The 25631-nt window shown below is 44.5% G+C and carries 19 protein-coding genes; 10 read left to right on the top strand and 9 right to left on the bottom strand.

Annotated features, from left to right (window positions below; translation table 11 throughout):
• Positions 1–37 precede the first annotated feature (37 nt).
• Positions 38–1369, top strand: coding sequence for a PEP-CTERM-box response regulator transcription factor (gene prsR, locus HCH_RS12425; protein ID WP_011396602.1), 1332 nt, complete (start codon positions 38–40; stop codon positions 1367–1369).
• Positions 1370–1455: 86 nt separating this feature from the next.
• Entirely contained in the window at positions 1456–4071 is a 2616-nt protein-coding gene (locus HCH_RS12420) for a tetratricopeptide repeat protein (RefSeq protein ID WP_158304955.1), read from the top strand.
• A 94-nt stretch (positions 4072–4165) separates the two neighbouring features.
• On the opposite strand, the gene HCH_RS12415 is transcribed toward HCH_RS12420, so the two are convergent.
• From HCH_RS12415 to HCH_RS12400, 4 genes are all read right to left on the bottom strand, one after another.
• Positions 4166–5341 (bottom strand): DegT/DnrJ/EryC1/StrS family aminotransferase, encoded by a 1176-nt coding sequence (locus tag HCH_RS12415; protein ID WP_011396600.1) that lies wholly within the window; start codon positions 5339–5341, stop codon positions 4166–4168.
• A 9-nt stretch (positions 5342–5350) separates the two neighbouring features.
• The gene (locus tag HCH_RS12410; RefSeq protein ID WP_041598611.1) at positions 5351–6475 is read right to left on the bottom strand and encodes a glycosyltransferase family 2 protein; all 1125 of its coding nucleotides are present in this window, start codon (positions 6473–6475) and stop codon (positions 5351–5353) included.
• 162 nt (positions 6476–6637) lie between these two features.
• Positions 6638–8377, bottom strand: coding sequence for an SLC13 family permease (locus HCH_RS12405; RefSeq protein ID WP_011396597.1), 1740 nt, complete (start codon positions 8375–8377; stop codon positions 6638–6640).
• A 335-nt stretch (positions 8378–8712) separates the two neighbouring features.
• Positions 8713–9447 carry a PEP-CTERM sorting domain-containing protein gene (locus HCH_RS12400; protein WP_011396596.1) on the bottom strand — a complete coding sequence of 245 codons (735 nt, stop codon included), beginning with the start codon at positions 9445–9447 and terminating at the stop codon, positions 8713–8715.
• Positions 9448–9685: 238 nt separating this feature from the next.
• Here HCH_RS12400 and xrtA point away from each other — a divergent pair, with 238 nt between their 5' ends.
• From xrtA to HCH_RS12375, 5 genes are read left to right on the top strand one after another with little or no spacing between them, the layout of a single operon-like run.
• A complete protein-coding gene (gene xrtA / locus HCH_RS12395) occupies positions 9686–11194 on the top strand; it encodes an exosortase A (protein WP_041598610.1) in 1509 nt (502 codons plus the stop codon).
• 40 nt (positions 11195–11234) lie between these two features.
• Positions 11235–12263 carry a polysaccharide deacetylase family protein gene (locus HCH_RS12390; protein ID WP_011396594.1) on the top strand — a complete coding sequence of 343 codons (1029 nt, stop codon included), beginning with the start codon at positions 11235–11237 and terminating at the stop codon, positions 12261–12263.
• A gap of 8 nt (positions 12264–12271) precedes the next feature.
• Positions 12272–13411: a glycosyltransferase family 4 protein gene (locus tag HCH_RS12385; protein WP_041598609.1), complete on the top strand. Its 1140-nt coding sequence runs from the start codon at positions 12272–12274 to the stop codon at positions 13409–13411.
• A complete protein-coding gene (cysC, locus tag HCH_RS12380; protein WP_011396592.1) occupies positions 13404–14027 on the top strand; it encodes an adenylyl-sulfate kinase in 624 nt (207 codons plus the stop codon). The genes HCH_RS12385 and cysC overlap by 8 nt, the downstream gene beginning before the upstream one ends.
• Positions 14020–15153: a glycosyltransferase family 4 protein gene (locus tag HCH_RS12375; RefSeq protein WP_041598608.1), complete on the top strand. Its 1134-nt coding sequence runs from the start codon at positions 14020–14022 to the stop codon at positions 15151–15153. The genes cysC and HCH_RS12375 overlap by 8 nt, the downstream gene beginning before the upstream one ends.
• Positions 15154–15198: 45 nt before the next feature.
• Here HCH_RS12375 and HCH_RS12370 read toward each other — a convergent pair whose 3' ends face one another.
• Positions 15199–16107 carry a hypothetical protein gene (locus HCH_RS12370; protein ID WP_041598607.1) on the bottom strand — a complete coding sequence of 303 codons (909 nt, stop codon included), beginning with the start codon at positions 16105–16107 and terminating at the stop codon, positions 15199–15201.
• A gap of 206 nt (positions 16108–16313) precedes the next feature.
• Here HCH_RS12370 and HCH_RS34750 point away from each other — a divergent pair, with 206 nt between their 5' ends.
• Complete coding sequence (locus HCH_RS34750; RefSeq protein WP_011396589.1) at positions 16314–16919, top strand: acyltransferase; 606 nt, start codon at positions 16314–16316, stop codon at positions 16917–16919.
• Between the two features lie 116 nt (positions 16920–17035).
• Here HCH_RS34750 and HCH_RS12360 read toward each other — a convergent pair whose 3' ends face one another.
• Together HCH_RS12360 and HCH_RS12355 are read right to left on the bottom strand one after the other, a co-directional pair.
• Complete coding sequence (locus tag HCH_RS12360) at positions 17036–18409, bottom strand: phenylacetate--CoA ligase family protein (protein WP_148212554.1); 1374 nt, start codon at positions 18407–18409, stop codon at positions 17036–17038.
• Positions 18410–18414: 5 nt separating this feature from the next.
• Positions 18415–19581, bottom strand: a complete 1167-nt coding sequence (locus HCH_RS12355; RefSeq protein ID WP_202945305.1) for a glycosyltransferase family 4 protein — start codon at positions 19579–19581, stop codon at positions 18415–18417.
• A 369-nt stretch (positions 19582–19950) separates the two neighbouring features.
• On the opposite strand from HCH_RS12355, the gene HCH_RS12350 reads away from it, so the two are divergent.
• Entirely contained in the window at positions 19951–21933 is a 1983-nt protein-coding gene (locus HCH_RS12350; RefSeq protein ID WP_011396586.1) for an acyltransferase family protein, read from the top strand.
• 46 nt (positions 21934–21979) lie between these two features.
• A complete protein-coding gene (locus tag HCH_RS12345) occupies positions 21980–23269 on the top strand; it encodes a polysaccharide pyruvyl transferase family protein (RefSeq protein WP_011396585.1) in 1290 nt (429 codons plus the stop codon).
• Between the two features lie 50 nt (positions 23270–23319).
• Here HCH_RS12345 and HCH_RS32295 read toward each other — a convergent pair whose 3' ends face one another.
• Both HCH_RS32295 and HCH_RS12335 read right to left on the bottom strand, forming a co-directional pair.
• Positions 23320–24168 carry a sulfotransferase family protein gene (locus HCH_RS32295; protein ID WP_011396584.1) on the bottom strand — a complete coding sequence of 283 codons (849 nt, stop codon included), beginning with the start codon at positions 24166–24168 and terminating at the stop codon, positions 23320–23322.
• Between the two features lie 3 nt (positions 24169–24171).
• Entirely contained in the window at positions 24172–25629 is a 1458-nt protein-coding gene (locus HCH_RS12335; RefSeq protein ID WP_011396583.1) for a lipopolysaccharide biosynthesis protein, read from the bottom strand.
• Between the last annotated feature and the right edge of the window lie 2 nt (positions 25630–25631).

Below are 25631 nucleotides of genomic sequence, written 5' to 3'. Positions count from 1 at the left end.
TACCTCCGTTCATGGATATTTAAGGTTCGATCAGTCTGTGAAAAAAAAACTACTCATTGTTGAAGACGACCCGGGTCTTCAAAGCCAGATGCGTTGGTGTTTTGAGGACACAGAAGTCTTCGTCGCCGACGACCGTGAATCAGCCCTGTCGCATCTTCGACGCGTCGAACCACAGGTCGTTACTCTTGACCTGGGTCTACCTCCCGATCCTGGCGGAGCCAGTGAAGGTTTTGCGTTGCTTCAGGAAATTCTCACACTTGCGCCGATGACCAAAATCATCGTCGTGACCGGCCGCGAAGAACGCGAAAATGCGGTGAAGGCTATCGGTATGGGCGCTAGCGACTTTTATCAGAAGCCTCTTGACGCGGATATTCTGTCATTCGTCGTTAATCGCGCCTTCCGCTTGTACGAACTGGAGCATGAAAACCGCGAGCTCCAACAAAGCAAATCCACCTCCCGCCTGAAAGGCATCATCGCCTCCAGCACACAAATGTTGGAGGTATGTCGAACGGTGGAGAAAATCGCCCCCGCCGACGTCACCACTCTCATTCTTGGTGAAACAGGCACAGGTAAGGAAGTCCTCGCACGGGCGATTCATGATTTGAGTCCTCGCGCAGACCACAATTTCGCCGCCATCAACTGCGCCGCTATTCCTGAAAACCTACTGGAAAGCGAGTTGTTCGGCTATGAAAAAGGCGCATTCACCGGCGCCACTCAAATGAAAAAAGGAAAAATAGAGTTAGCTCACGGCGGCACTCTATTTTTGGATGAAATCGGCGACATGCCAATGTCTCTGCAAGCCAAGTTGCTGCGCTTCCTACAGGAACGCGTCATTGAACGCGTGGGCGGGATGAAAGAAATCCCTGTCGATGTTCGCGTCATTTGCGCAACGCACAGAGAAGTCACCCAGCTTATCGCCGAAGGTAATTTCCGGGAAGACTTGTACTATCGGGTCAGCGAAATCACCTTGAAAGTTCCTCCTTTGCGCGAGCGTATGGGCGACTCTATCGTGATCGCCAGATCGCTGCTGGAGAACTTTACGAAAACGCTTGATAAGGGCGTCATTGGGTTCAGTGACGACGCCATCCGCGCCATTCAATGTTATGAGTGGCCGGGTAACGTTCGTGAACTGATCAACAAAATAAAACGCGCAACCATCATGTGCGACGAAAAGAAAATAACAGCCAAGGATCTGGAGCTCGGCGAACAACCTCAATTCGCCGGGGATATTCTGAATCTTCGCCAAGTCCGCGAAGAGGCGGAAAAGCAGGCTATAATTCAAGCACTGCAATCTACTCAAAACAATATGGCTAAAGCGGCCAGGTTGCTTGGCATAACCCGACCGACGCTGTATAACCCTGACCGATAAGTACAATATTTCGTCCTCCTGATACAGGGTGAATCAAGGAAACAATCATGCTACTTCGAAAAGCAGTATCCCTTAAAATTATAATTATGGCCGCATTCAGCCTCTTGGTTGCATGCAGCGGCCAAGACAACAGCGCCCCCACCAAGGAAGAAATTCAGTTCAAGAGTCATTTGGATCAGGCTCGCTTTTTTCAGAAACAAGGGCAGCTAAAAGCAAGTATTCGTGAAGCTCAAAACGCTATCAATCTCAACCCTTCCAGCAGAAAGCCTTTTCTGATCATTGCTGAAACATTGTTGATTACCGGCGACGCCGTCAAAGCAAAAGACGCCTATGAACAAATGCTTAAAGTTCAGCCAGAAACAGCGACAAAAGGCGAGCTTAACGAAGCCCACGTCGGATTGGCGAAATCTCTGTTGTTGCTCGGCAAAGTTGACGAGGCCATGACTGAGCTGAACAAAATTGAGGAGCCAAATGCGACCCTGTCCGCTCGGGCGGATAACGTGAGAGGCGACATAGAACTTTCCAAACGCAACACCGACGTCGCCCGCACCTTATACAACAAAGCATTACAATCCGACCCAAAGTCATTTCAGGCTTTACTTGGCCTCTCCAAAGCCTCATTCCTTCAGAATGACAAAGACGGAGCGGCGGCGGAACTGAAAAAAGCAGAGGAGCTTGCGCCGAATGACTCCGACGTCTGGCTCTGGAAAGCAAAAATGGCGGCACTGGAAAAGAATTTCCCTGCAGCCGAAGACGCATATGTGCGCGCGCTGGAGGACATTGGTCAATATGACCTGATGACCCTGCAAAAATATCAAACCATCTCAGAGCTAATTGAAGTGTTACGCGCCCAGGGCAAGCATGCCGAGGCTTTTACCTATCAGGAAGTACTGGATAAATCTGGCCCAGGCAGCATTAAGAATAGCTATGTTTCTGCACTCGAAGCAGTTAAGAACAAAGACTACGCAAAAGCTGAAGAATACTTGAAAGGTATTCTTGAAAAAGCGCCTGGACACAGAGAAGCCGGTGTTCTTTTGGGCATGGTGAAATATCAGCAGGGCGACTGGGAAGCAGCGGATAAATACCTGAGCCAATTCGCTACAGAAGATGTCAATAGCGCCGTCACCAAAGCGCTCGCGGCCACCAAACTCAAACTGCAACAGCCCGAAGCCGCAGCCCGATTGGTAGAAAAACTACCGAAGGAAGATCCCGACTCACTATCGATTTACGGCGTAGCGGAACTTGAGTCAGGCAATTTGGCAAGTGGCGTAGAGGCGCTTGAGAAAGCGTTGGCGCTGGACTCTTCCAATGCGGTGTTGGTCGACAAACTAGGCAAAGCCTATCTGGCCAATGGCCAAGCCGACAAGGCCATCACCCTACTCTCTGACAGCAAGGATAAAAATCCTAAGAGCGAGGGTATTCGCGCGCTTCTGGTTTCCGCTTACGCCAAAGCGGGGAAAGGCGATCAAGCCAAAACGGAAATCGAAGATTGGAAGAAAGCTATTCCAAACAGCGCATTAGCGTTTAATGCGGAAGGAGCCTACTACTCCAGTCTTGATCAGTTTGACAAAGCAGAGAAGGCGTTCGAGCAGGCCAAGAAGATTTCTCCTGACCTGAAAACACCTTATCGCAACTCCATTCTGTTGTTCGCCAAAACACAGAGTTGGAATAAATTGCTCGATGAAACCAAAAGCGCAGTTAAACAGTTCCCAGAAGACTTAGCGCTTATCCGCGCATTATTTGAAGCCGCCAACAAGCTGGACAAGCTAGGGGAAGCCACCTCTTACTTAGAGGAAATCGCCAATAATGTTACGACTACAGCAGCGCCCAGCCTTACTCTGGCCGAGTTCTACGCTCGCACTGGCGAGTTCGATAAAGCCCGTCAGTTCCTGAACAAAGCGAAAGGCCTGGACTCAGCTGGCTCCCAGCTGGAAAGCACAACTCTTCTGGTCGCCACTCTGGAAATTCCCAGCCTAATTAAGGCGCAAAAGAATGAGGACGCTCGCAAACTAGCCACAGAAGTCGCCAAGACTTTGCCTGACCGCATAGAAGCAAGACTGCTACCCGTTAAAACTGAGTTTCTAACGGACAATGAGGCCGCAGGCGTAAAACTCCTCAACGAAATCAAAAAGGAGTTTAGCGACTCTTCCCTGCCCTATGAAGTGGAAGGGGACCATTACTACAGCAAAGGCGAGTACGAAAAAGCGATCAATGCATTCCAACTAGCTTGGTATCAGAAGCAAAGCCAGTCTCTGGCCATCAAGATGCACGAAACGCTGAAAAAAGCTCAGGCTGGCGCAAAATCTTTGAAACCACTTGAAGAGTGGGTTTCCATTGAACCAAACAGTCCACAAACCATCACATTGCTTGCCATGGGCTATCAGGCCAACAATATGCCTGACAAAGCGATCGAGCAGTATGAAAGACTGCGTCAGATCCGCCCCAATGATGCCGTGGCGCTTAACAACCTATCCTGGCTCTACTTTGAAAAAGGCGACGCCAGGGCGCTGGAACTGGCGGAGAACGCCTATAAATTACAGCCGGAAAGCGCTGCTATCGCCGATACTTATGGCTGGATCGTATACAAGAATGGCGACGCGAAAAGCGCGCTTCCCATCCTGAAAAAAGCGATCGAGTTAGATAGCAAGTCTGAAGAGATTAAAGCTCATTACGACGAGGTTGCAAAAGCCGCCGGTCAATAAACCAAGCTTAGAGGCGACTCTGGGAATACCAAGTCGCCACACAAAAATAAGGGCGCTCAAAAGCGCCCCTTTTTATTTGCAAAGACGAAATTACCTAGCAATCTAACTTCGCCGCCGCTTTCACTATAGCGATAACGTCAGCAACCTCATCGTCTGTAATCCCTTCATGACAAGGCAACGTTAACAACCGATCCGCAAACGTACTGGCGATAGGGAAATCGGCATCGCCATTTTTAACCCTTGATTTAACCCCCTCAATTCGATGCAGAGGAAACCGATAAAATGCATTGGCGCCATATCCACGCCTGTTCAACTCTATTTCCAGATGGTCGCGAGCTGCTCGCGAAGGCGCCAAGATAGGAAATCTTAACAACCCCCTTTGCGCGCTTCCTTCATCGACGCAACCATCGCCACTCGCCAACAACGTCCAACCAATATCCTCTATTCCCGCCAAACCTTGCCTGTAAGCAGCCGCTTTATCTGCCCGCAACATATAGAAGTGTTTAATTCCCTCCGACACCAACGGGTCAAGCCCCTCCCTGAGCTCAATGCTTTGCAGGGGATGATACTGAGTGGCGCCAATGTTTAAAAAAGGCAGACGTTCCAGCAAGCCGTACGGATAACGCATAATCAGAGTGTTTACGACAAACGCCTTTAACTTCCACACCCAATCGACAACAATGCGGGAGCTTCGCAGATTCGCCACTATGTCTGAAACGCTCGCCGCATAAGTTGGCTTGAACAATAACGCGCCTCCACCCATCAAGTTTACGGGCTTTCCTCGACCATAGCTTAAGATAGCAAAGTCCGCACATCCCTCATTAGCAGAGATAGGCAGCGGAGCTTGTGCTGAGTCTTCTATTAGTAGCACGCCTCTGGCGTCAGCTACTTTTCTTAACTGAAGCAAGCGCTCATACATACCAAGAAAGTTAACTGCCACTATAGCGACTGTATTAGCGGATATAGCAGCCTGTAACTTTTCGAGATCCAGGAAAAAAGAATCCGCCTCCAAGTCAACCAACACAGGAGACGCTCCTTGCGCCATCAACGCCGCCACCAAATCAGGGCATGCGTAAGCAGGCAGAATAACTTCCGGGACGTCAATTATTGACGCCGCCTTCTCTCTCATCGCCGCAGCAACAGCCAGAGACAAAGCCGCAGTACCACTATTCGTATAGATATACTGATAATTAGTCTTCCATGAGATATCAGCCGGAACATCTTGCGATTGATAGACTTTTGCGCCTACAGGCCTGATTTTAGCTAACACGTCTGCTTCCTATCTCTTGGATGGCGTCCAAACTGTCATTCTTGTCCCTTGGAAAAAATCAATGGTGGCCTTGGCGATAGCCAAATTCACCTGGACAAAAAAGTAAGGAATCTTCACATAAACCTTGTCGCGCAAGCCTGGTTTAAAGTGACCAGCCAAGACCAGCAAGTAGAACGCAATCTGTCCCAGCAATATCAAAGAGTAAACCCCACCCTGATAATTCAGCAATAAACTCAGGGCCAATAATACCGCCAAAAACCAAGGTACAGCCCAACGCATCACTTTATGGCTCAATACCTGCACCGCGAACCAACCAAACTGCACGGGACTTAATACCTGAGGATGCCGCGACAATGCAGTAATCCCCCGGATAATTGTCCGAACCTTACGCTGATATTCTTTCTGCGGATCAGCAACATCCTTATAAAACCCGAGCACATCTGGAGCGGTTACTGCAACCAGGTCCTTTTTTACACAGTTAAGCGCAGTATTAAAGTCGCTGGGAGAATAGATATCCCATTCCTCACACACTTTCTTGCGAGCAGCAAAGAAAGAGCCGCTCAATCCCACCAACCCGTAACGCTCAGACTCTAGACGACGCAACCACATTTCATACTTGACGTAAGCGCCCTCTCCCGCAACCTGATCATCATTGGTGATAAACCGGTCCTCACTGGATACAGCCCCAACCCGCTCATCAGCAAAGTAGCTTTCCAGCTTTTTGATTGCATCCGCCGGAATCTTAGTCGCCACATCCGAAAAAACCAGTATCTCACCAGCAGCAATGTTGATCGCCTGCAGCTGAGCATACTCTTTACCTTTACGCTCTTCCGCCCGAGCCAACCTGACCCCTTTATCAGCATACTCCCTGACGATATCGTCGGTTTCATCAGTAGAGCAATCTGAGGCGACAATGATCTCCATGTCCGGGTAATCCAACTCCAAGCTGTTTTCTATCTTCTCCCGGATACGATCTTTCTCATTATGCGCAGTTATGATGAGCGAGACTTTTCTTGTGGCCACTCCCTGCGCCCTACTCATTCTTCTCTTTGGCAGCAATTTCAAAATAAAAGGATATAAAAAGTAGCTATACACTGCGCCAAACAACGCCACCCAGAATAGTATCTTGAGCATGGGTCACCTATTAAAATTTAAGCAGAAATTCTTCTCGATCCCCGTCCATAGAAGTTAACGACGCCCATTGATCCTGAAGCTTGCCGTCAACACTATATTTGGCGCGGGATGTTAGCATATCGCCAACTGCAAGTTGGGAGATTTTAGCTGTGGATTCAACCATTAAAAAGGGAAAAACAACGGCGTAAGCAGAACCACCAGCACACCATAAACTAATGCCAGAGGAGCCCCCGCCCGGATGTAATCTAAAAACCGATAGTTGCCAGCAGAATACACCATCAAGTTTGTTTGGTAGCCATAAGGTGAGAGAAAGCTCGCACTCGCAGCGTAGGCCACCACCATGAAAAAAGGCTTTGGATCGACATTCATACTCTCGGCCGCCGCCAGCGCAATCGGGAACGCCAGCGCTGCAGCGGCATTATTGGTAATCAGCTCCGTCAATAGCCACGTCACCAAGTATATTCCAGCCAGAGCCCCCCATGGGCCCAACCCACCAAAAACCGACATAATCCCAGTGGCGACAACCGCAGCAAGCCCACTCTGAGTCATTGCCTGAGCAATACCCAACGCAGCGCCAATTATCAAAATAAGCTCTACAGGCAACTTCCTGAATAACTCGTTCAAACTAATGAAGCGCATCAGTATGTAGAAAAGCAGCAAAAACAATGTGCCGTCAAAAAGCGAATATATCCCCATCGCACTTCCCAGCAACATCCCGAGAAAGCCAATGACAATAAGCGCGCTATTCAATCCAGAAAACTTCTGATTTGTACGCAACCCCCTGACGACAAGTAAATTTGAAGCCAGATTCGGCATATTCATAAAGTCGTCGCCAACAGCCAGAACCAGCGCATCACCCGGGAATATCCGGATTTTCCCCAAGCCGCCCTTTAAGCGCTCATCCCCCCGACGAATTGCTACAACACCAGCATCAAACATCGCCCGGAAGTTCACCTCTTTCAGAGTTTTCCCCTTCAGCTGCGATGATTGAGTCACTACAACTTCAACCAAATTTCTTTCGACGAGATCTTGCTTATCGTCAAACGGCTCCAGGCCCGGAAAATGACTTAGCAGTTGGACTTGGGAAATATCGCCGGCAAAAATGAGCACATCGTTCGGCTCAATCAATTCAGAAGGCGTAACCGGAGTAATGAGGTGACCACGCCGAATAATCTCAACAAGAAAAAGCTGCTCCAGGTTTCTGAAGCCATTCTCAGACACAGTCTTACCAATCAAAGAAGATTGCGGCAACACCGTATACTCAAGGAAGTACTCCGACTGCAGCGCAGACTTTGCTTTCCCATTCTTAGGCAAAGAGCGGACGCTTAAAAACACAATACATACACAGCCGCATAAAAATACAGGCAACCCAACCCACGCAAAATCAAGTAATGCTAATGGAGGATAGCCTGCCTCTCGAACAAATCCGTCGACGATAAGGTTGGTGGAAGTGCCGACGAGAGTGAGAACGCCCCCTAGAATCGAAGCATAGGAAAGAGGAATCAATAAGCGTGAAGGGGAAATAAAGTTATTATTCTTCAGCGGAGCGATCAGCGAACTAACAACTGCTGTATTATTTGCAAAACTACTTACAATCCCTGCAACTCCGATAGTCTTCAACAAGCTGCTACGCTCTGTTTCTCCAACTATCCAACCTGCCACTCGTGGCAGTAACAGCGTTTTTTCCAATGCAACTGAGCAAAGAAGTAATAAAACCAAAGAAGCTAGTGATGTATTGGTAAAATTCGCCAGCATTTTTTCACGATCCACTAGCCCCAAGGCATACAGGACAACCAGACCAAAAATGAAAACCATCGCAGGACGCAGGGATGTAGCCGCTAGCGCGACAAGGATAGACAAAACCACCAGCGCGGATAGCCAAAGATCCAATTCGCCGAACACGCTATCTCCTATTTAAGATAAGCCATCAAAGAACACATTCCACCACACCTTTTAAGCCCCTGCAATTACCGGCAGTTAGCTTAGGCTTAGCGCTTAATTTTTGATAGGCAGGAAAACCAAGAGAGATCTTTGACACGTTTTAAGGAGAGACTCTCCTAACTAATGAAGACATAAAGAGAACCATCCCACTTATATATGAGACATTAGAGTCAAGCCGAAATGATAACAGCGAGTTTAATTATAGCGCTCACAGGAGCATAAGGGGGACCAAACAAACAAAAGGGGCGTAAAGAAAACTTTACACCCCAATTGCTTCAGCTTTCAGACTGTTTGAATTAGGCTTTCTTACGACGAGAAAGACCCAAACCAACCAAGCCTAGACCCAGCATAGCCAGAGTGCCTGGTTCAGGAACGTTGTAACCGCCTTCGATAACGTCGTTAGCGCAGGTCATAGTCCAACGCAAACCTAGAGCGGTAGATTTGCTCAGGTCAGTGATACCTAAGTCAGCCAGAGTAATGGTGAAGGACAGCACACCCAAGTTACCAATGGTGTTGCTTGCGCCACTCAGATCAGTACTGGAAGTTTCGCCAGCTACCAGGCTAGCAGCATCTGTTCTAACGCCAACTTCTTGATTTACACGCACAGATCCAGGACCAGAAAGAACCAACTGAGACGCGTAGTCCACTTCTGACAAGCTGTACAAATCGCCAGTTGTTGAATCTAATGCGTATTCCCAATGCTCGCCATTGCTAACATCGTCGGTGCCGTAGCGGTTTGCTGCAGTGCCGTTTGGATTCCAGCCGTTAGTGCTGATGAAAAGATCGCCAAACTTATGACCCAAGCTATCCGCGCCTTCAAAGAAGTTGGTGTATACGTTGACGTAAAGGTTGTTTGCGTCGTAGGAAACTTCCATACGGTCCACTTGGTAAATGTCTGCATTTCCATAGACGTCGCCGTTATAGGAAAGACCAGCACCGTTGTAGCCGTCATTGATAGTAGCAGCATTTGCAGAAGCCGCAGCAACACCGATAGCCAGCGCCGCCAAAGTTGACTTAGTAAAAGAACTCATAACCGATTCCTTTTTTCTTTTGAAAGAAAGTGATGATAAACCCGGAGCAAAAAAAGCACAATATATGCCAAAAATAAAATATCTTTATTTTTCAAACACGTAAAACAACACCGATCTCAGAAACCCTATTGGAATGTAAAAAAATCTGACAAGATGGCCACATGAACACAAAACCTGTTGATCTCAGTTTTTATTCTTCTTTATAGTGCGCAATCACTGAATTTTAGTTGTGCGAGCAATGCGGTCAGAGTTAAAGAGAGTCAATCTAGTCACAATTCTCCTTGTTTTAGCGACCATATCCTTAGGCTATTGGCAGGAATGGCTGTCGCTTTTCCAGTTGTGGAACGACTCTTACGACTATACACATGGCTTTCTAGTGTTTTTTGTTACACTTTGGCTTCTTTACACAAAGCGCAATGAAATCCTATCTCTTCAACTAGATGGTTGGTGGATGTTTTTACCGGCCCTAATGCTAACCGCAGCAGCCCACTTATTAGCGAAAGCCGCCGATGTTAAAACTGTCGCCACCCTCAGCCTTCCGTGCTTCCTGCTGTTCACAGGTATATTCTTGTATGGAAAGCAGTTTTTTATAAAAGTCGCACCAACGCTATCACTGTTATTTTTCGCTCTCCCTGTATGGGACGACATTGCTCCACTGCTGCAATACATAACTGTATTCACCAATCAGCTGTTCCTTAGCGCTTTCGATATACCTGCTATAATAAGAGATCTATATATAACGATCCCTCAAGGGACCTTTTTTGTCGCTGGAGGCTGCAGCGGCTCCCGCTACTTGCTTGTCGCCATGTTCATTTCTAATGTCTATGGAATTCTTTATCTCAAAGACATTAAACGAAGTTTATTGCTATTCTTCTTTAGCATCTTTTTTTCGATGCTTGCAAACTGGATACGTGTTTTTGGCATTATTTATGCCGGATACCAAACAGATATGCAAAGCTCCCTTGTTAACGATCACGAGGTTTATGGCTGGATTATTTTTGCGGTTGTATGTCTATTGCCAGTATTTGTTGCTGCGCACTGCATCGAAAAAGGCGCCCCTGTGGCAAATAGTGAACCCGCCACGATACCGCCGCCGCCTTCAACACAAAACTCGTTCAAACGCGCCTATACAGGCCTTTGCGTGACGCTGGCTATAATGCTCATATCTCCTATTTGGACCAGCCTACTTTCCGCCTCCTCAAGCAACGGCGTTTTAGTTAATAGAGAATTGCCTGCTGGCGAAGGAGACTGGAAGGGGCCTCTTCTAAAGGAAAACGCATGGAAACCAAACTTCCACAATGCGGACTTAGATGCTTCTGGCGTTTATATTAACTCAGAAGGGGAAAGTCTACAGCTAAGCGTTAGCTGGTACTACGAACAACATCAAGGGAAAGAGTTGGTTTATTACGACAATCATTTATTCGACGAAAAGGAGTGGATCCTCGTTAGCTCAGAAAAAATAGCCATACCCGCTGGTACAGGAACATTCGACGCCAAAGAAACGATATTAAAAAGCAAGTCTATTCAGGATTCCTATGTAGTTATTTATCACTGGTACCAAATTGGCGAATTTACAGCCAACACCAACCTAAAGGCCAAGTTATTTGGTGCACTCGCTAGACTAACAGGTAGTGATTCTGGCGGATTGTTAGCCACAGCAAAATACTGCAAATCTATTGGCAACTGCCAAGAGTACAAAAAGAGTCTTCTATCATTGTCAGCGAACGTTCACAGTTTTTTTAAGTAGACCGACCAAGCGCTGATAGAATCATATATCTCCCAAAGCAATGAAAGCATTAAAAAACATCATCAAATACGCAGTACAATCCGTCAAGTACGCACAGTTTAGGCTAAAAGCAAAGTCTTTTAACGCTCCAACTCTATATGTCCTGACCTACCATAGAACACTTCCGTCAGGCGACCCTCGTCGAGATTTTGAGCAACCTGGTATGATGATTGCGCCTGAGCATCTAAAAAGTCATATACGCTGGCTGAAAGAGATTGGAGGCGAGCCCATATCTTTAACTGAATGGAGACAAATGAAGTCCAATCTAAAGCCAGGCCTTTATTTTGCGGTTACATTTGATGATGGCTGGAAAGACAATCATGAATTTATTACTGAGTTCTTAGTCGGCCAGAAAATACACAGCACTGTATTTCTTGTGGCGGACTATATCGGCACTGACCTCTTATTCTGGCCAGAAAAACTTTTATACCTTCTAAAAGAAACCGCCATTAGCAAGCCAGAAGCCTTTACCCTGCCGCAGTTTAACTGGTTAAAGGAGCTAGGGGCCAAGCTTGAATGGCCAGCAGGCCTGCCAGACACCGAAGAGTTGGACCCTGTAGTTAATTTATGCAAAAGTCTAGATGACGCCACCATACATCAAAATGTAGATGCAACGCTTTCCGCGACTTTTGGAAGCTCCCCCGCCATATCCAGCCCAACTCAATTAGTTGATGCAAATGACATTGCGCAAATGCTGAGCACTGGCTTTATCCACTTCGGGTCCCATACCTGCCGCCACTCCCGATTGGACAAACTTCATTCAATACAAGAATTAAGGTACGAGATAGAAGAATCTAAAAGAAAGATATCTAACCTAACGAACATGCCCACAGAGATATTCTGTTATCCAAATGGAAGCATGTCTACAGAGTCACAGGCTGTTGTAGACGCAAGTTACGCAATAGCATGCACAACCGTTGTTGGCAATAATCAGGCGACAACTCCATTATTACGCCTACGAAGACATAATCTCCATGACGGAAATTCCAGCTCAAAGCTTAGCTTTTTCTCTACTCTCAGCAAGGGCTAATTTTGTCTATGAAAACACCGCCTCATATAACCCATATTGCTTCTGGCGATATATGGGCTGGCGCCGAGAAGCAACTGTATGAATTATGCAAGGCCTTAATTGCCACCAACCAAGTCGAAGTCTCAGCTATAGTCTTCAATGAGGGCGTCCTTGCATGCAAACTGAAAGATCTGGGAATAACAGTTACTGTTGCCCCCGAAAGCCAGCTTTCTTTTACTCGTTTAATCTCTCAAACCAGACTACATCTTTTATCCCAAAAGACAGACCTCATACACACTCATGGATTCAAAGAAAACATCATAGGCTCTTTTGCTCGCATCGCCAGCAATACTGGAAAGTCAGTCACTACAATCCATGGAAACCAGGAAACCCAACTATCATGGGCCAAGCCTCACAAGGCAGCAATTCACTACTTGGACAGATTACTTACCAAGTTCTATCAGAACAGAGTAATAGCAGTTTCGACACAGCTGGAACAATCTCTGCGAGCACTATATTCAGCCAAAGTTATTAAGATCTCTAATTTCATCAACAGCACTGAAATCCAAAAACTTCAAAGAGAAGAAATCAAGCAGCAGACAAACTTATATACAATAGGTTTCGTCGGACGGCTCGTCAGCGTCAAAAGAATAGACCTTTTTATTAAAGCTATAAAGCTTCTGACTCAGCACCTACCAGAGTTAAATATTAAAGCCAAGATTATTGGCGACGGCCCGCTTAGATCAACAGCGGAAAAACTCGTCGCTGATGAGGCGCTCCAGAGTATTATCGAGTTCACAGGTTTCATTGACCCATCCACACTGGAAATTGGAAAGCTTGATATTTTACTTATGCCTTCTGACCATGAAGGTCTCCCAATGACCCTACTTGAAGCGCTAGCTCTTCACGTACCTATCGTCGCCCACGACGTAGGGGGAATACCAGAAGTACTAGATCATGGGAAAGCAGGCGTATTAGTCGCCAACCATTCAGAGCAAGGTTACGCCAACGCTTTAGCCGAGTTAGTTTCAGAGCCGGAACAACTATCATCTATAGCTGAGCATGGCTACAGCCATCTGATAAAGAACTTTGACGCATCCGCGACCATCCCCAAATACTTGAAACTCTATTTTGAATTAATAAAGCCAGGAGGAATTCTGAATGGTTGACGCCAATATTGTATGGCAGGATTTTAAACTGCAACGACAGGATCGTGCTCAAATTAAAGGACAGAAACCTTGTCTTATATGGTTTACTGGTCTGAGCGGGTCAGGAAAATCAACACTGTCAAACGCCCTGGACATAGAGCTTCATAAAAGGCATTACCATACCTATGTGCTCGATGGCGACAATATACGACATGGCCTAAACAAGGACTTAAGCTTTTCAGATAGCGATAGAATAGAAAACATTCGCCGAGTTGCCGAAGCCAGTAAGCTTCTTGTTGACGCGGGAATTATAGTGATGACGGCATTTATCTCCCCTTTCAAAGCAGATCGCGAGATGGTGAAAGCCTTATTTGGAGAGGGAGAATTCACGGAAGTCTTCGTCAACACCCCACTACACATCTGCGAACAGCGCGACCCTAAAGGCCTGTACCAGAAAGCGAGAAGAGGCGACATCAAGAATTTTACAGGGATAGACTCACCATACGAGCCACCCGAATCCCCTGACATAATGGTAGATACAAGTAATGAAACTACAGAAGAGTCAATTGCAAAAATAATTTCTTATCTTGAAGAAAGGAAGATTATTAACCCGCTCAGAAACCTTGAAGATGAGTAATATACTGATTTTGTATCATTGCGAAAGCAATACGGGATATGCAATTAGCTCTTTAGAGCGAGCATTTTGGAAGATGGGGTTGAACCTAGTCAACTCTCCCAACAACATCCATCTTTGTTACCCTAGCTTCTCAAAAGGTATGCCATCTTATCCTCCTGAGGGCTACAACAACTATTTTGAGTTTTCAGATAGAGAGACAGACGCCGGCAGCATAGCGAAACTCGCCAAGTATATACAAGATAATGACATCACTATCTTATTTGGCTTTGATCAGCCTCTATCGCTTCCCTACTACAAAGCAGCCAGAGCCGCAGGCATAAAAGCATTTATATCCTACTGGGGCGCCCCTATGAGCAGCCTCAACTCAGGAGTAAAGCTATTGCTAAAGAAACTTGACGCTTCTAGATACCGGCAAGGGCCAAACCTATATATTTTCGAATCGGTTGCGATGCAAAAGTCAGGCTACCTAGGTCGCGGCATAAACAAGAACAAGACTGCCGTGTGCTATCTCGGAGTTGACATAGACAAATATCGCCCCGATAACAAAGACCGCTTTTACGCACACGACCTTTACAATCTTCCACGAGAGAACAAGCTTTTCTTCTATTCAGGCCATTTTGAAGAAAGAAAGGGCGTCAGAGTTATCGCAGAAGCAGCCAATATCATAGCGGAACAGAGAAGCGATGTGACATTCTTGCTGTTCGGAAACAAACGTGATGAAGCAGTACCTTATGAAGCTGTCTTGACAGAAAAGGCAAAAAACCAAGTCATATTTGGAGGGTATCGCAATGATCTTGAAAAGATACATAGAAGCTGTTTCGCAGGCATAATCGCATCAGTTGGCTGGGACTCATTTACAATGTCATCCATTGAGATGCAGGCTTCAGGGCTGCCCTTACTTGTTTCCGACCTTCAAGGGTTAAGTGAAACAATTATTGACGGTAAAAGTGGCTATTTATTTCCGCCCGGTTCCGTGGAACAACTCTCACTTAAAGTCAATGACCTACTAGCTTCTAAAAGTCAAAGGGATACAATGTCGGATTACGCAAGAAAAAGAATCGTTGAGATGTTTTCCGATGAGGCCCAAGTGACAAATTTGACACACCTCGTTAATAAAACTCTGTAAGCAAAGAGTGTGGAGGGTTCTCTCCACACTCTTTGTCTAAATTAGCTATTGCAGCTCTACCGATGGGGGGTTTGGACGACTAGCTATCTCATCCAGTGTGATTTTCAGGTTATCCATGTAGAAGGCCGTATCTTGGGAATAGCCACTGTTGGCCCAGCCTAAAAAGTACCCTTGATCCAAATAATTACCCGTACTAGAGTAATTAGCCAAGTTCTCTATAATAAAGTGCTCTGCACTATTTTTATAAACCTTAATAAAGCCATTATTCTTATCCTTCTCAGATAGCTTGATTTCGATTCGATAATTAACCCACTTGCCACGGTCAGCTAAACCAAATATTGGGGTGGCAGTAGGGATTTTATGCCCCCAATCCTGATCTCCTGGCCCCAAATGGTATGATAGCACCGAGTCCCCTACCGCACCGCCTTTGACAGTAGCGGGCCAGTACTCAAAGGCTACCGAGTTAAGAGAAGCCCTTGTACCGTAATTACCAGACCACAGGACAAAAAACTTATTATTCGCTGTAGACGACTGAGTTCTATGGTAATAATTGCTAGGTATATATAGGTCAAACTGTACACTTATGACCGAAACATTCGATTTAAGAATACGAAAACGTTGCTCTGCAGAAGAGTCCTTGCCATCTTCGACTCCCTTAAACAGAAACCTAAGGCTTTTTTTCTGGTCCGTCTTTCCAATAGTGGTATCGATATCAGTATTCATGTACTCATAATTTTCAGCTTCGCCACCAACGGTAGTACCAAGCCCCCACCACTTGAAGATCGCCTGACCATCAGCAGCTAAAAACTCATCATACAACAGGCCACTCCCAGTAAAATTCTCCTTATAAACATATTCTTCTGCTTCCGCCAACGCGGATGTAGTGAGCATCGAACAAGAAAGCATAAGCCCAGCCATAAACCCTGGAATTTTTCGCATGCTTTTAAGTTTCATGTCTGTAAAACCCTCAAAAAACTCTTAAAATCAATGCAGACAACTGCCCACTACAACGTAACTACCAAATACGCCTTCTTTAAGAATAGCAAGGTTTTGGTGTACAAGTGCAGTTTTTGCCAACATCTTTAAGCCACTCCTTTTAAGGATCGGCCGTCTTTGATAAAGATACCCGTCTAACGACCGGAAAACTTGGGAATCAGTCAATGAAATACAATTTTCAAAAAATCTTGAAAAAGGCTTACACTCGACTCACCAAGCTTATCCTAAGCCGCAAAAAAGGCTTGATAATCGGAGAAAACGTAACCTTTAAAGGGCTTCCAAGCATCATGCTTCACCCCTCAGCAAAAGTTGTCCTCCATGACAACGTCACGGTTAACTCTTTGAACAGAGGTTACCATATCAATATGCATTCTTCTGTAAAACTTATGGCCGATATGCCTGGCGCAACCATAAGTATAGGAAAAGACACGAGAATTCACGGATCTTGCTTACATGCCTATCAATCAATAGAAATAGGGGAAGGATGTCTCATAGCAGCAAACTGCCAAATTATGGACTGCAGCGGACATAACATTTGCTTAACCGCCCCCCACGAGCGCCTTGATTCCAAAGGAACACCTAAACCAATTGTGATCGGCAATCATGTATGGGTTGGCGCAAACACTATCATTTTGCCAGGCGTCACCATTGGCAACGGCAGCGTGATTGGTGCAGGAAGCGTTGTTAGAAACGACATTCCCGCCGGCTGCATCGCCGCCGGTAACCCCGCCCAAGTACTTGTCCGACAGGAAGAGTCGCCAGGCAAGTAAAACTTGCAAGCCTTAAAGACCATTTTTCAAACATGGCCGCCATCCTAATTAACTATGAAAGCGGCCTTAACCGGCAGGTACGCCGCAGACCTAATCAGATGCACACGATTAACGAGTCAAAGCTTTGATATTACTCCCTTTACCTTGCCACTTTTCGTTTTTTCCAGCTCTTGGACTTTTGTTACCTGAAATGCAATAGACTCCCCTAATCGTTCTTTCAGATTCCGAATTAACTCAGCAACGCCGTTATCCGTAGCTTCCCCTTGAGGCACAACCCTAAGCTCAATTCTATCAAGGGCGTGCTGTACAATCTGGCACCCACCAATACCGACCACACCTTTAAATGCAGGGTCCAGCCTACCGACCTTTTTACCCTCGGGAGTTACGACAACATCATCCTCTCTACCAATTATCTCACTGATCTTTAAAGCGTGATTTCCTATAAACGCACCTTCAGAATTTGCTACTGTTACATTGTCGCCTATCTTGTATCTTATCAAAGGCATGTAGGAATTTATAAAACCCGTAAGCACTAATGCTCCTGACTCGCCAGGCTTAACCTGCTCCCCCTCATCATCAAGAACTTCCACCAGGCCATAAAAGGGATTGGCCGTATATAGAGACTCAGAGTTGTATTGTGCTAATGTTCCGGCCATTTCTGCTTGGCCGTATTGGTCATACACCTTGCAGCCAAAAAAATCTTCAATTTCCCGCCTCTGATACGAGAACAATGTTTCACTAGACGTCACTATACATTTGGGACTCTTGCCAAAAGCTAATCCATTTGCTTTGGCCAAGCAAACCAGGTCATAGACGGCGGAGGGGTACGAGTCAATATATAGTGGAGCCCAAGCATTTAACTCGTTTATATAGCTGACAATATTTTTTTCGCTCAAATGGTAAGATGAACACAGCAAAGTATTCATCGCAAAATTTTTACGGCAGAAAGGCGCTCCAGAGTTGGGGTTTAAGATTTTTCGTCCAGCAAAAGTTGCGCTACGATCAAAGCTGGTTATGCCATTTGAGTTTAAGAAGTACTCAAAATGTGCATAATTTTTCTGCAGCGAGGATTTCGTACATGCAATGCTCAAAGGAGATCCTGTCGAGCCGCTTGTATTTATAACTACAACTCTTTCATTTCTCGCTCGAGAGACAAATTCAGAACTCCTACTCTTTAGTGTCGCTTTGTCGAGAACTGGAACTATTGATGAAAAACTCTCAAGCGATATTTTACTCTCACTTGGGAGTTCTCTGTATTGCTCAGCATAGTAAGGAACATTCTTCCTAGCATAACCCATTATCTGCCTTATGCTGGAACACTGAAACTCCTTAACCCTATCCGCATCTCCCATACCGTCCATATAGCCGTCTAACTCTTTCTTGTAACCAGAGTAGGCTCCTCCATACCTATTTGCTCTTAGTCGAACCCCATACAAACTTAACGCCAGGTTCTGCAAAAACGGGGGCATAATCTGATAAATTCTATCCACCAAAACTACCCTCTCTCACCCAGTAAACCTATGTATCTTTCAGCCATATCATCACCCACCGCCCTGAAAGAATAGCAATTTTCGATAAGCTCTCTGCCTGCTCTGCCAAGTCTCCCTCTAACCTCAGGATTGTCGAGCAAATACAATATCTTATCAGCCATGGCTTCTGGAGTTTGCGCGAGTTCAACATTCTTACCCTGCTCGACCTCAATCCCTTCGCAGGCGATAGGGTGGGCCACCATGGCTTTACTCATAGATAACGCATCAAGAACCTTCAATTTTGTGCCACCACCAACAAAGATCGGGCATATGTAGACGCTTGCCCTCTCTATATACGGCCTTACATCATCGACAAAGCCGGTTAAGCTAATTGTCGAGTCGGCGCCAACTACTGGACGCAGTTTCTCCCCTCCCCTACCAACAATGGTGATACTTGCAGTAGGCCTTTTAACCTTTAATATGGGCCAAACTTCCTTAATAAAGAACTCCATGGCCTGATAATTAGGATACCAAGTCATTCCTCCCGCAAAAATAAGAGAATCCTTGACCTCACTTTCTCCATCTGACGACACGAAGTATTCTGTATCCACGCCGTTAGGAACCACATGCGTATTGACGTGCAACCTCTTAGAGAGCCTTTCTCCATCCAAATCTGAGCAAACGATATTTAGATCAAACTCATGGCAATATCGCTTTTCCAAATATGAAATCTTCATCGCGTCAAGAAGAAAATATAGCTTCTTGGCTATATTACTTTCTCCTTTCGCTCTGCGATATTGCATATGAGACTCGATATTATGGTGATTTAAAATCTTTTTAGCGGAAACTAACTTACTTGCATAGCGTGCAATTCCGACAGTATCACAGTGAACCAATGCATACTTCCCGCCGGAGCCAACTTCCAGCAACCTAGTTGATAGCTCGTCGGAGCTCAGCCAATACTCAATATAAGGCGATAAAGATAAGCCAGCCTTTATCGCAGTTAACGCTTTATTTGGGCCTTTTTTCTCTGCGTTGATAGGAAAGAACTCAATTGAACTAGTATACTTTGAAAGCTCTTTCCTGCAGATTTCAAGCCCCTTTTCGAGGCTTCCAAAGTTCTCTTCGACCGGAAACTTTTGAACCAGTGAAAATAAGTCAATATCAAAATATCGACTTGCTTCCTTCAACAAATTAAAGCTTCGCTGTAACGCTCCGCCTTTCGGTGGATACGGTATGAAATGAGACAGCCATAGCAATCTTGGTTTTTCTGAAGACAACCTGTTCCCCATATTATTCCTACATTAAATATTCACAGCTCTCTATCCGAATGATAAAGCACCTATTTTAAATCACTGTAACACTTGGAATTCTAGTTTTTAGAATTACAAAGACCTAGTCCTTAAGACCTACCACGGTAAAATTAGTCTCTCCACATAGCAGCTCACTACACACAAGTAAGATAGCTGAACCATAGCACAACAGTTAAAAAATCGTAGATAACGGTGTAAAATAGCGCCATTTTTCACCTTCAACCTTCTCACCCCTTTCCAGAGGTTACTGTGCTTCGCTATAGACCAGACATTGATGGCCTTCGGGCGCTTGCCGTTGTTCCCGTAATTCTATTCCACAGTTCAGTACAAGGATTTTCTGGCGGGTACGTTGGTGTAGATATATTTTTTGTCATTTCAGGCTTCCTCATAACAAGCATAATCTATGCCGAAATGGAGAAAGGGGAGTTTTCCATACTTACTTTTTATGAGCGCAGAGTTAGACGAATCTTTCCAGCGTTATTTACAGTTATTGCTTTAACCTTGTTGGCAGGATACCTGATTTTATTACCCAATGAATATGAGAACTTGGGTAAAAACGCCTTATCAGCTACGCTTTTTTCTTCAAACCTCTATCTAATGACTGAAATAGGCTACTTTGCAGCTCCCGCAGAAACCAACGCATTGCTGCACACTTGGTCTCTTGCTGTAGAGGAACAATTCTATATTTTCTTTCCCCCTTTTTTAATGGCCATATGCAGCCTCGGTCGAAGAAAAATACTTACTCTACTAGCAGCAATTTCCCTATGCTCTCTTGTACTTAGCGTATATCTAACAAAGAGTCACCCAGAGTCATCCTTTTTCTTCACCCCCATACGCATTTGGGAATTAATGATAGGAGCTATCCTAGTGTTTATTCCCAGAGCAAATTTTTCTCGGCTTATCGCAAATGCGCTATCACTGACGGGATTTAGCTTAATAGCCTTCAGCATTTTCGCTTATACTCCGGCAACGCCGTTCCCCGGTTACGCCGCACTGGCCCCCTGCATCGGCACCGCTTTGATTATTTATGCAGGGCAATACAAAGATGTCTACGTGTCTAACTTACTGTCATTATCCCCGATTAACTTCATTGGAAAGCTCTCGTATTCCCTATATCTATTTCATTGGCCAGTTATAGTCTTTCTAAAACTTTACGTAATGACCCCAATCACCCATTTTCATTTTGGCATATATTTTATAACAACATTTGCACTTTCATACCTAAACTGGAAATATATCGAAACTCCATTTAGAAAGAAGACAATTCTTGGAAATCGAAAAAACATTCTAATCTCAAGCGTCATGACTCTATGTCTGTTTAGCGCCATTTCATTTATTACCATAGCCTCCCAAGGACTTCCGTTCCGTATTAATGAGAATATTTCATTCATAGCCGAAGCCGCCAATGATAAGCCAAACTTATCGGAGTGCCTCAAAGATGAAAAAGCCTTTGGCCCATACTCTCATCAATGCAGTCTAGGGGGCGACAACAATAAGCAGACATCAGTCTTAATGTGGGGAGACTCTCACGGAGAAGCTTTAATGCCCGCGCTAGATAAAGCTTTAACCAAACTGTCTCTCAAAGGAGAGTTTGTTGGCAGAGGCGGATGCATTCCCCTGCTTGACGCCTATCAAGCAGCCGAAGGGTTTTCTGAATGCCCCCAAATCAACGACGCAATTTTCAATTATATCAGCGAGATGCCTCATCTTAAGACAGTCATACTTGCTTCGCGTTGGAGCTTATACGCAAACGGTCTTCGTTACGAACATGAGCATGGCTCACCTGTATACCTTCGGACTTCTGACACAATCCAAACATCCCTTGAACTCAATAAAGTCATTTTCAAAGAATCATTTTTAAAGACTCTAAGTCAACTAAAGGAACTTGGATTAACCGTTTACGTTGTGGAACAGGTGCCAGAAGTTGGATTTGACGTCCCCGAACATATGGCTCGCTCAAAACTACTTAATCAAAACGTAAACATAGAACCCAATGTCAATGAATATAATGAGCGCCAAAAGCTGGTAAGAGAGATATTCAAAGAAGCAGAAGACAGCAATCTAGCCAGACTTATATCCGTACAATCAGTTTTTTGCAGTGAGACAAACTGTGCTATAGCAAAAGACGAAAAACCCATTTATAGAGACGGGAATCACATAACTCGTACAATGTCTGAAGAAATTGCTCACATATTCATTCAACCACTTTCAATACTAGAAAGAATTAATTAATGAACCTAGCCAGCCCTGTTAAATTTTAGCACCCATGAGAAAAAATATGGAAAAGAAGAATTTTCACGTACTTCATGCTCATGCCTCAAGAGAAAATGTTGGCGATGATGCGATCGTTATCGCCATACAAAAAATATTACAGCGAGCAAATCCAGACCAAAGCCTGAGTTACACCACTCTTTGCTCTGACAACAGAAGTAGAGAAAAGTTTGTTACGAACTACATGCACCTGTATACAGTTCACTCCCCTTCAAAGTGGATCAACTTACTTCAAGAGTACAAGAATGCAGATCTTGTTGTTATTGGTGGTGGGGAGCTAATCTGCGGTGCGTTGGAGTATTTAATGCTACTTCCATTAGCAAAGATATTTAGAATCCCCATAGTGTTCTTAGGTGTCGGAGCTGACCGACATGGCATGTCTTTTTTAACAGAGAACTACACTCGCCATACTTTAAAACTCGCAGACAAAATACTGGTTAGAGATAACTCCGCCTACGAAGTTATAAAGTCGTTCAATACACCATCTGAAAAAATTAACGTGACGGCTGACGTTGTATTTGCGCTATACAAAGATCGTCCTATCGAGCCGACAAAGTCAGGTATTGGAGTTTGCTTGCGCTCAACACAGAGAGACGATAGAGCCCTGACGCGTGAAAGATTAGAAGTACTCGCACAATACATAACCAAGCAATCTGAGGAATTGAATTGCGATATACACTTGTTTCCCTTCATTCCCTACGCCACAGACGCAAGCGGTAGTAAATTGGAAATTGATGACGAGTTTAAGTTTGGGCTTCCTTATTCAGACCAAGCTATCATGGATAAACTATACGAGCTTCTTCCCAACAAAGAAAGGGTTGTGATGAACGCACCATTAGAACACCCTGAGGAGATTATTGAGAAGCTTGCTCAGCTTAATTATATAATTTCGATGAGACTACATGCGCTAATTCTATCAGGACTTGCTGGCACTCAATTTATAGCCGTAAATTATGCCGATAAGATAGCGAGAGTAATGACTGAGTTAGGCGTGGGCGACCAAGTAATACCAATAAGCGCCTTAGATTCATTAGAAAAAGTCGAAACAACTATTTCAAAGCTTCCTACTCTGAACTCTGAGAAGCTCAAATCCTCGTTGTCCAGCCTAAATAGTGAAGCTTTGAAGAATGCTGACATCATAAAAGATATTATCAAAAACGCCCCAAGAAAAAGAGCAACTATAGCTAGTTACGCACTAGCCATACCATTCCTGCTAATTAACTCTTTGTATTTTTGGCTTGTCAACAGTAAAAATCCTATACTAATTAAACTTATCAGGCTTCTTAAAAGAAAATAGCAATGAATGCACTAACACAGAGCAACCTATTTGTGTTAGTGCAAAACATATCATAATGACCAAGTAGAATAATCCCGACCAGTAATTTCCTTCAGCTTCAAAAGCCTCTCTTTAAAGATAGGTGTCAGTTCTCTATAAACGTCAGCACGCTCCTGATCTGATAGCTTTTCAGCGCTAATTTCTTCCGACAGTTGATTCCCAAACTTTTTAAGAGCCTTAGGTATCAAGGGAGATACCTTATCCCACATTTCGCTATGCCTTAATCTGTTTAGATACCCTTTGCCTTTAGCCCTCACATAAACTTCCGGGGCCTTATTAGAAACCAGGTTTTCCTTTGGAGCCATCATATCGACGTCAAGCCATTGGTATAGATCCCTTAATCCGGCATGAACGTCTTCCTTAAACTCTTCAAAAACAACCGTATAGATATTACCTTTACCAAAGGCAGCATAATACGGCTCCAGTTGATATGCATAATCCGAATAAGCTATATAGTTTGGATCTTCCTTAATCGCCGAAAAAATATCTCTAGTCTCACCAGCCCCTTTTAAGTTTCTTATCGAGTGAAAGTAGTGGCTAATGGTTCTCTCAATAGGATTTCGCATTATGTATATAAACTTGGAATCAGGATTATATTCTTTTATTCTTTCTACAACTCCTTTAAATCTGGGAAGCTTTGTATAATGCGTACTCGACTCTCCGATATACTTTTCTTCTCGCGCCTCCGCGAATAATGCAGGATATTCGCCATCATCACGCTGTCCCCAAAGCTCAGGCACAAAAAAACCTGGCTCCTTTTCCTCTGACATAAATATTTGAGGGTGTTGCGCCAAATAGTCGTGCAGGGTAGTAGATCCCGATTTCATAGCGCCAATTAGGAACAAATTTGCTTTAACCATAACTTACGCGCCCGCTTTCTTCGCCAAAGTTGAATATACAGTTTTTAAATCCGAGACTTTCACAATTTTCAGAACAAAAAGCATTACCAAAAAGAAAAGGCAAATGATCATGTTGGATAAAAATAAATTATCAATTTTAATCACTCCAGCCTCATTAACTCCAAAAAGAGCAGAAGCCAAACACAATGAGCTTATTGCAGGGTACCAATTTAGTTTCATATCAAATCTCGCTTTCGCCAACCTATGTATAACAAAGAAGCGAACAAAAAAAGCAAGAGCTGTAACTACAGCTGCCCCCATCAAGCCATACTGTGGAATCGAAAACCAATAGGCCACTAAGCAAAATAATGCAGTAAACATAGAACTAACGCCAAACACCTTGGTATTGCCTGAAGTAAATATTCCCAAGTTACAATATCCGGTCCAAGACAGAAAAACATAGCCTAGAATGATAATAGGCACATACTCAGCAGCAGGCCAGAACTCCTTATCAGACATAATTTGCAGAAAGTAACCTATCCATACAGACAAACCAAAAGCCATAAACACCAAAAGTACCGACATAAAGCTAAATATTGCAGGAAATAAATAATGTTGGCTTTCTTCTCTATATATTCGATACCGCTCCGCCTCCCACATCGACTGAAACGGCTGCCAACCAATTGCATACAAAATGAAGCCAAATTTGTAGGCTAACGCATATATACCAACATCGGATAAAGTTAAATAGGTTCTTATGAAGAACCTATCGCCATATGTAATAAAAAACATACTGACTGCAGCGAGTATAATTGGCCAACTGAACCCTACCAGCTTCTTTGCGATCTCCTTCGATAGGATAATTTTGTTACTCTTAACGCAATATATCATTAGAAGAATCGCAATAGTTCCTTGCGCCAAAACGGAAGCTAGCGCAGCCCCCATGACGCCCCATTCGAGATATACCAGAAACCCAACACAAAGAGAGATTTGCAATACTAGTTTAGTCAAGGAAAAGAATAAGACGCTCGCTGCCTTACCGTTGGCGCGCAACCAAGCAAGAGGTATTTCAGACATACCTCCAAAAAGCAAATTCAAAGAGAAGACAATTAAAACTGCTTTATACTCCTGCCCACCAAATAGCAACATTCCAATTGAAGAAGAAAACAATATAAGCAAAAGGGCGCCAACCAAATGTGTAAAGCTCAACAGCGAAAAAGAAGTTGAAAATACTTCACTTTTCTCTTTTTCGTTATTAGCAAGCCCATAGTACCTAAGAAACGACTGCCCAACCCTTGCGCCGAAAAATATAGCCGTAAAATCCACCATCATCGATAGAAGTTCTATAACTCCATACCCTTCTGTGGATAAATATCTTGTATATAGTGGCAGTAAGATAATGCTAGATAAAGAGCGAGCAATTATTGCAACACCATATATCAAGGAGTCGCTAAACAACTTCTTAACTTTAGAAGATGACATCT

It is taken from the genome of Hahella chejuensis KCTC 2396, assembly GCF_000012985.1.
In the GTDB taxonomy this organism is placed as follows: domain Bacteria; phylum Pseudomonadota; class Gammaproteobacteria; order Pseudomonadales; family Oleiphilaceae; genus Hahella; species Hahella chejuensis.
The sequence above is the reverse complement of the archived record's forward strand: the minus strand, read 5'-3'. Positions and strand labels throughout refer to the sequence as shown.

Bases quoted from the DNA above. Each gene is read 5' to 3' on its own strand.
- HCH_RS12420 (WP_158304955.1), top strand. From the start codon at position 1,456: ATGGCCGCATTCAGCCTCTTGGTTGCATGCAGCGGCCAAGACAACAGC.
- HCH_RS12410 (WP_041598611.1), bottom strand. From the start codon at position 6,475: ATGCTCAAGATACTATTCTGGGTGGCGTTGTTTGGCGCAGTGTATAGC.
- HCH_RS12400 (WP_011396596.1), bottom strand. From the start codon at position 9,447: ATGAGTTCTTTTACTAAGTCAACTTTGGCGGCGCTGGCTATCGGTGTT.
- xrtA (WP_041598610.1), top strand. From the start codon at position 9,686: ATGCGGTCAGAGTTAAAGAGAGTCAATCTAGTCACAATTCTCCTTGTT.
- HCH_RS12390 (WP_011396594.1), top strand. From the start codon at position 11,235: ATGAAAGCATTAAAAAACATCATCAAATACGCAGTACAATCCGTCAAG.
- HCH_RS12385 (WP_041598609.1), top strand. From the start codon at position 12,272: ATGAAAACACCGCCTCATATAACCCATATTGCTTCTGGCGATATATGG.
- cysC (WP_011396592.1), top strand. From the start codon at position 13,404: ATGGTTGACGCCAATATTGTATGGCAGGATTTTAAACTGCAACGACAG.
- HCH_RS12375 (WP_041598608.1), top strand. From the start codon at position 14,020: ATGAGTAATATACTGATTTTGTATCATTGCGAAAGCAATACGGGATAT.
- HCH_RS12370 (WP_041598607.1), bottom strand. From the start codon at position 16,107: ATGAAACTTAAAAGCATGCGAAAAATTCCAGGGTTTATGGCTGGGCTT.
- HCH_RS34750 (WP_011396589.1), top strand. From the start codon at position 16,314: ATGAAATACAATTTTCAAAAAATCTTGAAAAAGGCTTACACTCGACTC.
- HCH_RS12345 (WP_011396585.1), top strand. From the start codon at position 21,980: ATGGAAAAGAAGAATTTTCACGTACTTCATGCTCATGCCTCAAGAGAA.
- HCH_RS32295 (WP_011396584.1), bottom strand. From the start codon at position 24,168: ATGGTTAAAGCAAATTTGTTCCTAATTGGCGCTATGAAATCGGGATCT.
- HCH_RS12335 (WP_011396583.1), bottom strand. From the start codon at position 25,629: ATGTCATCTTCTAAAGTTAAGAAGTTGTTTAGCGACTCCTTGATATAT.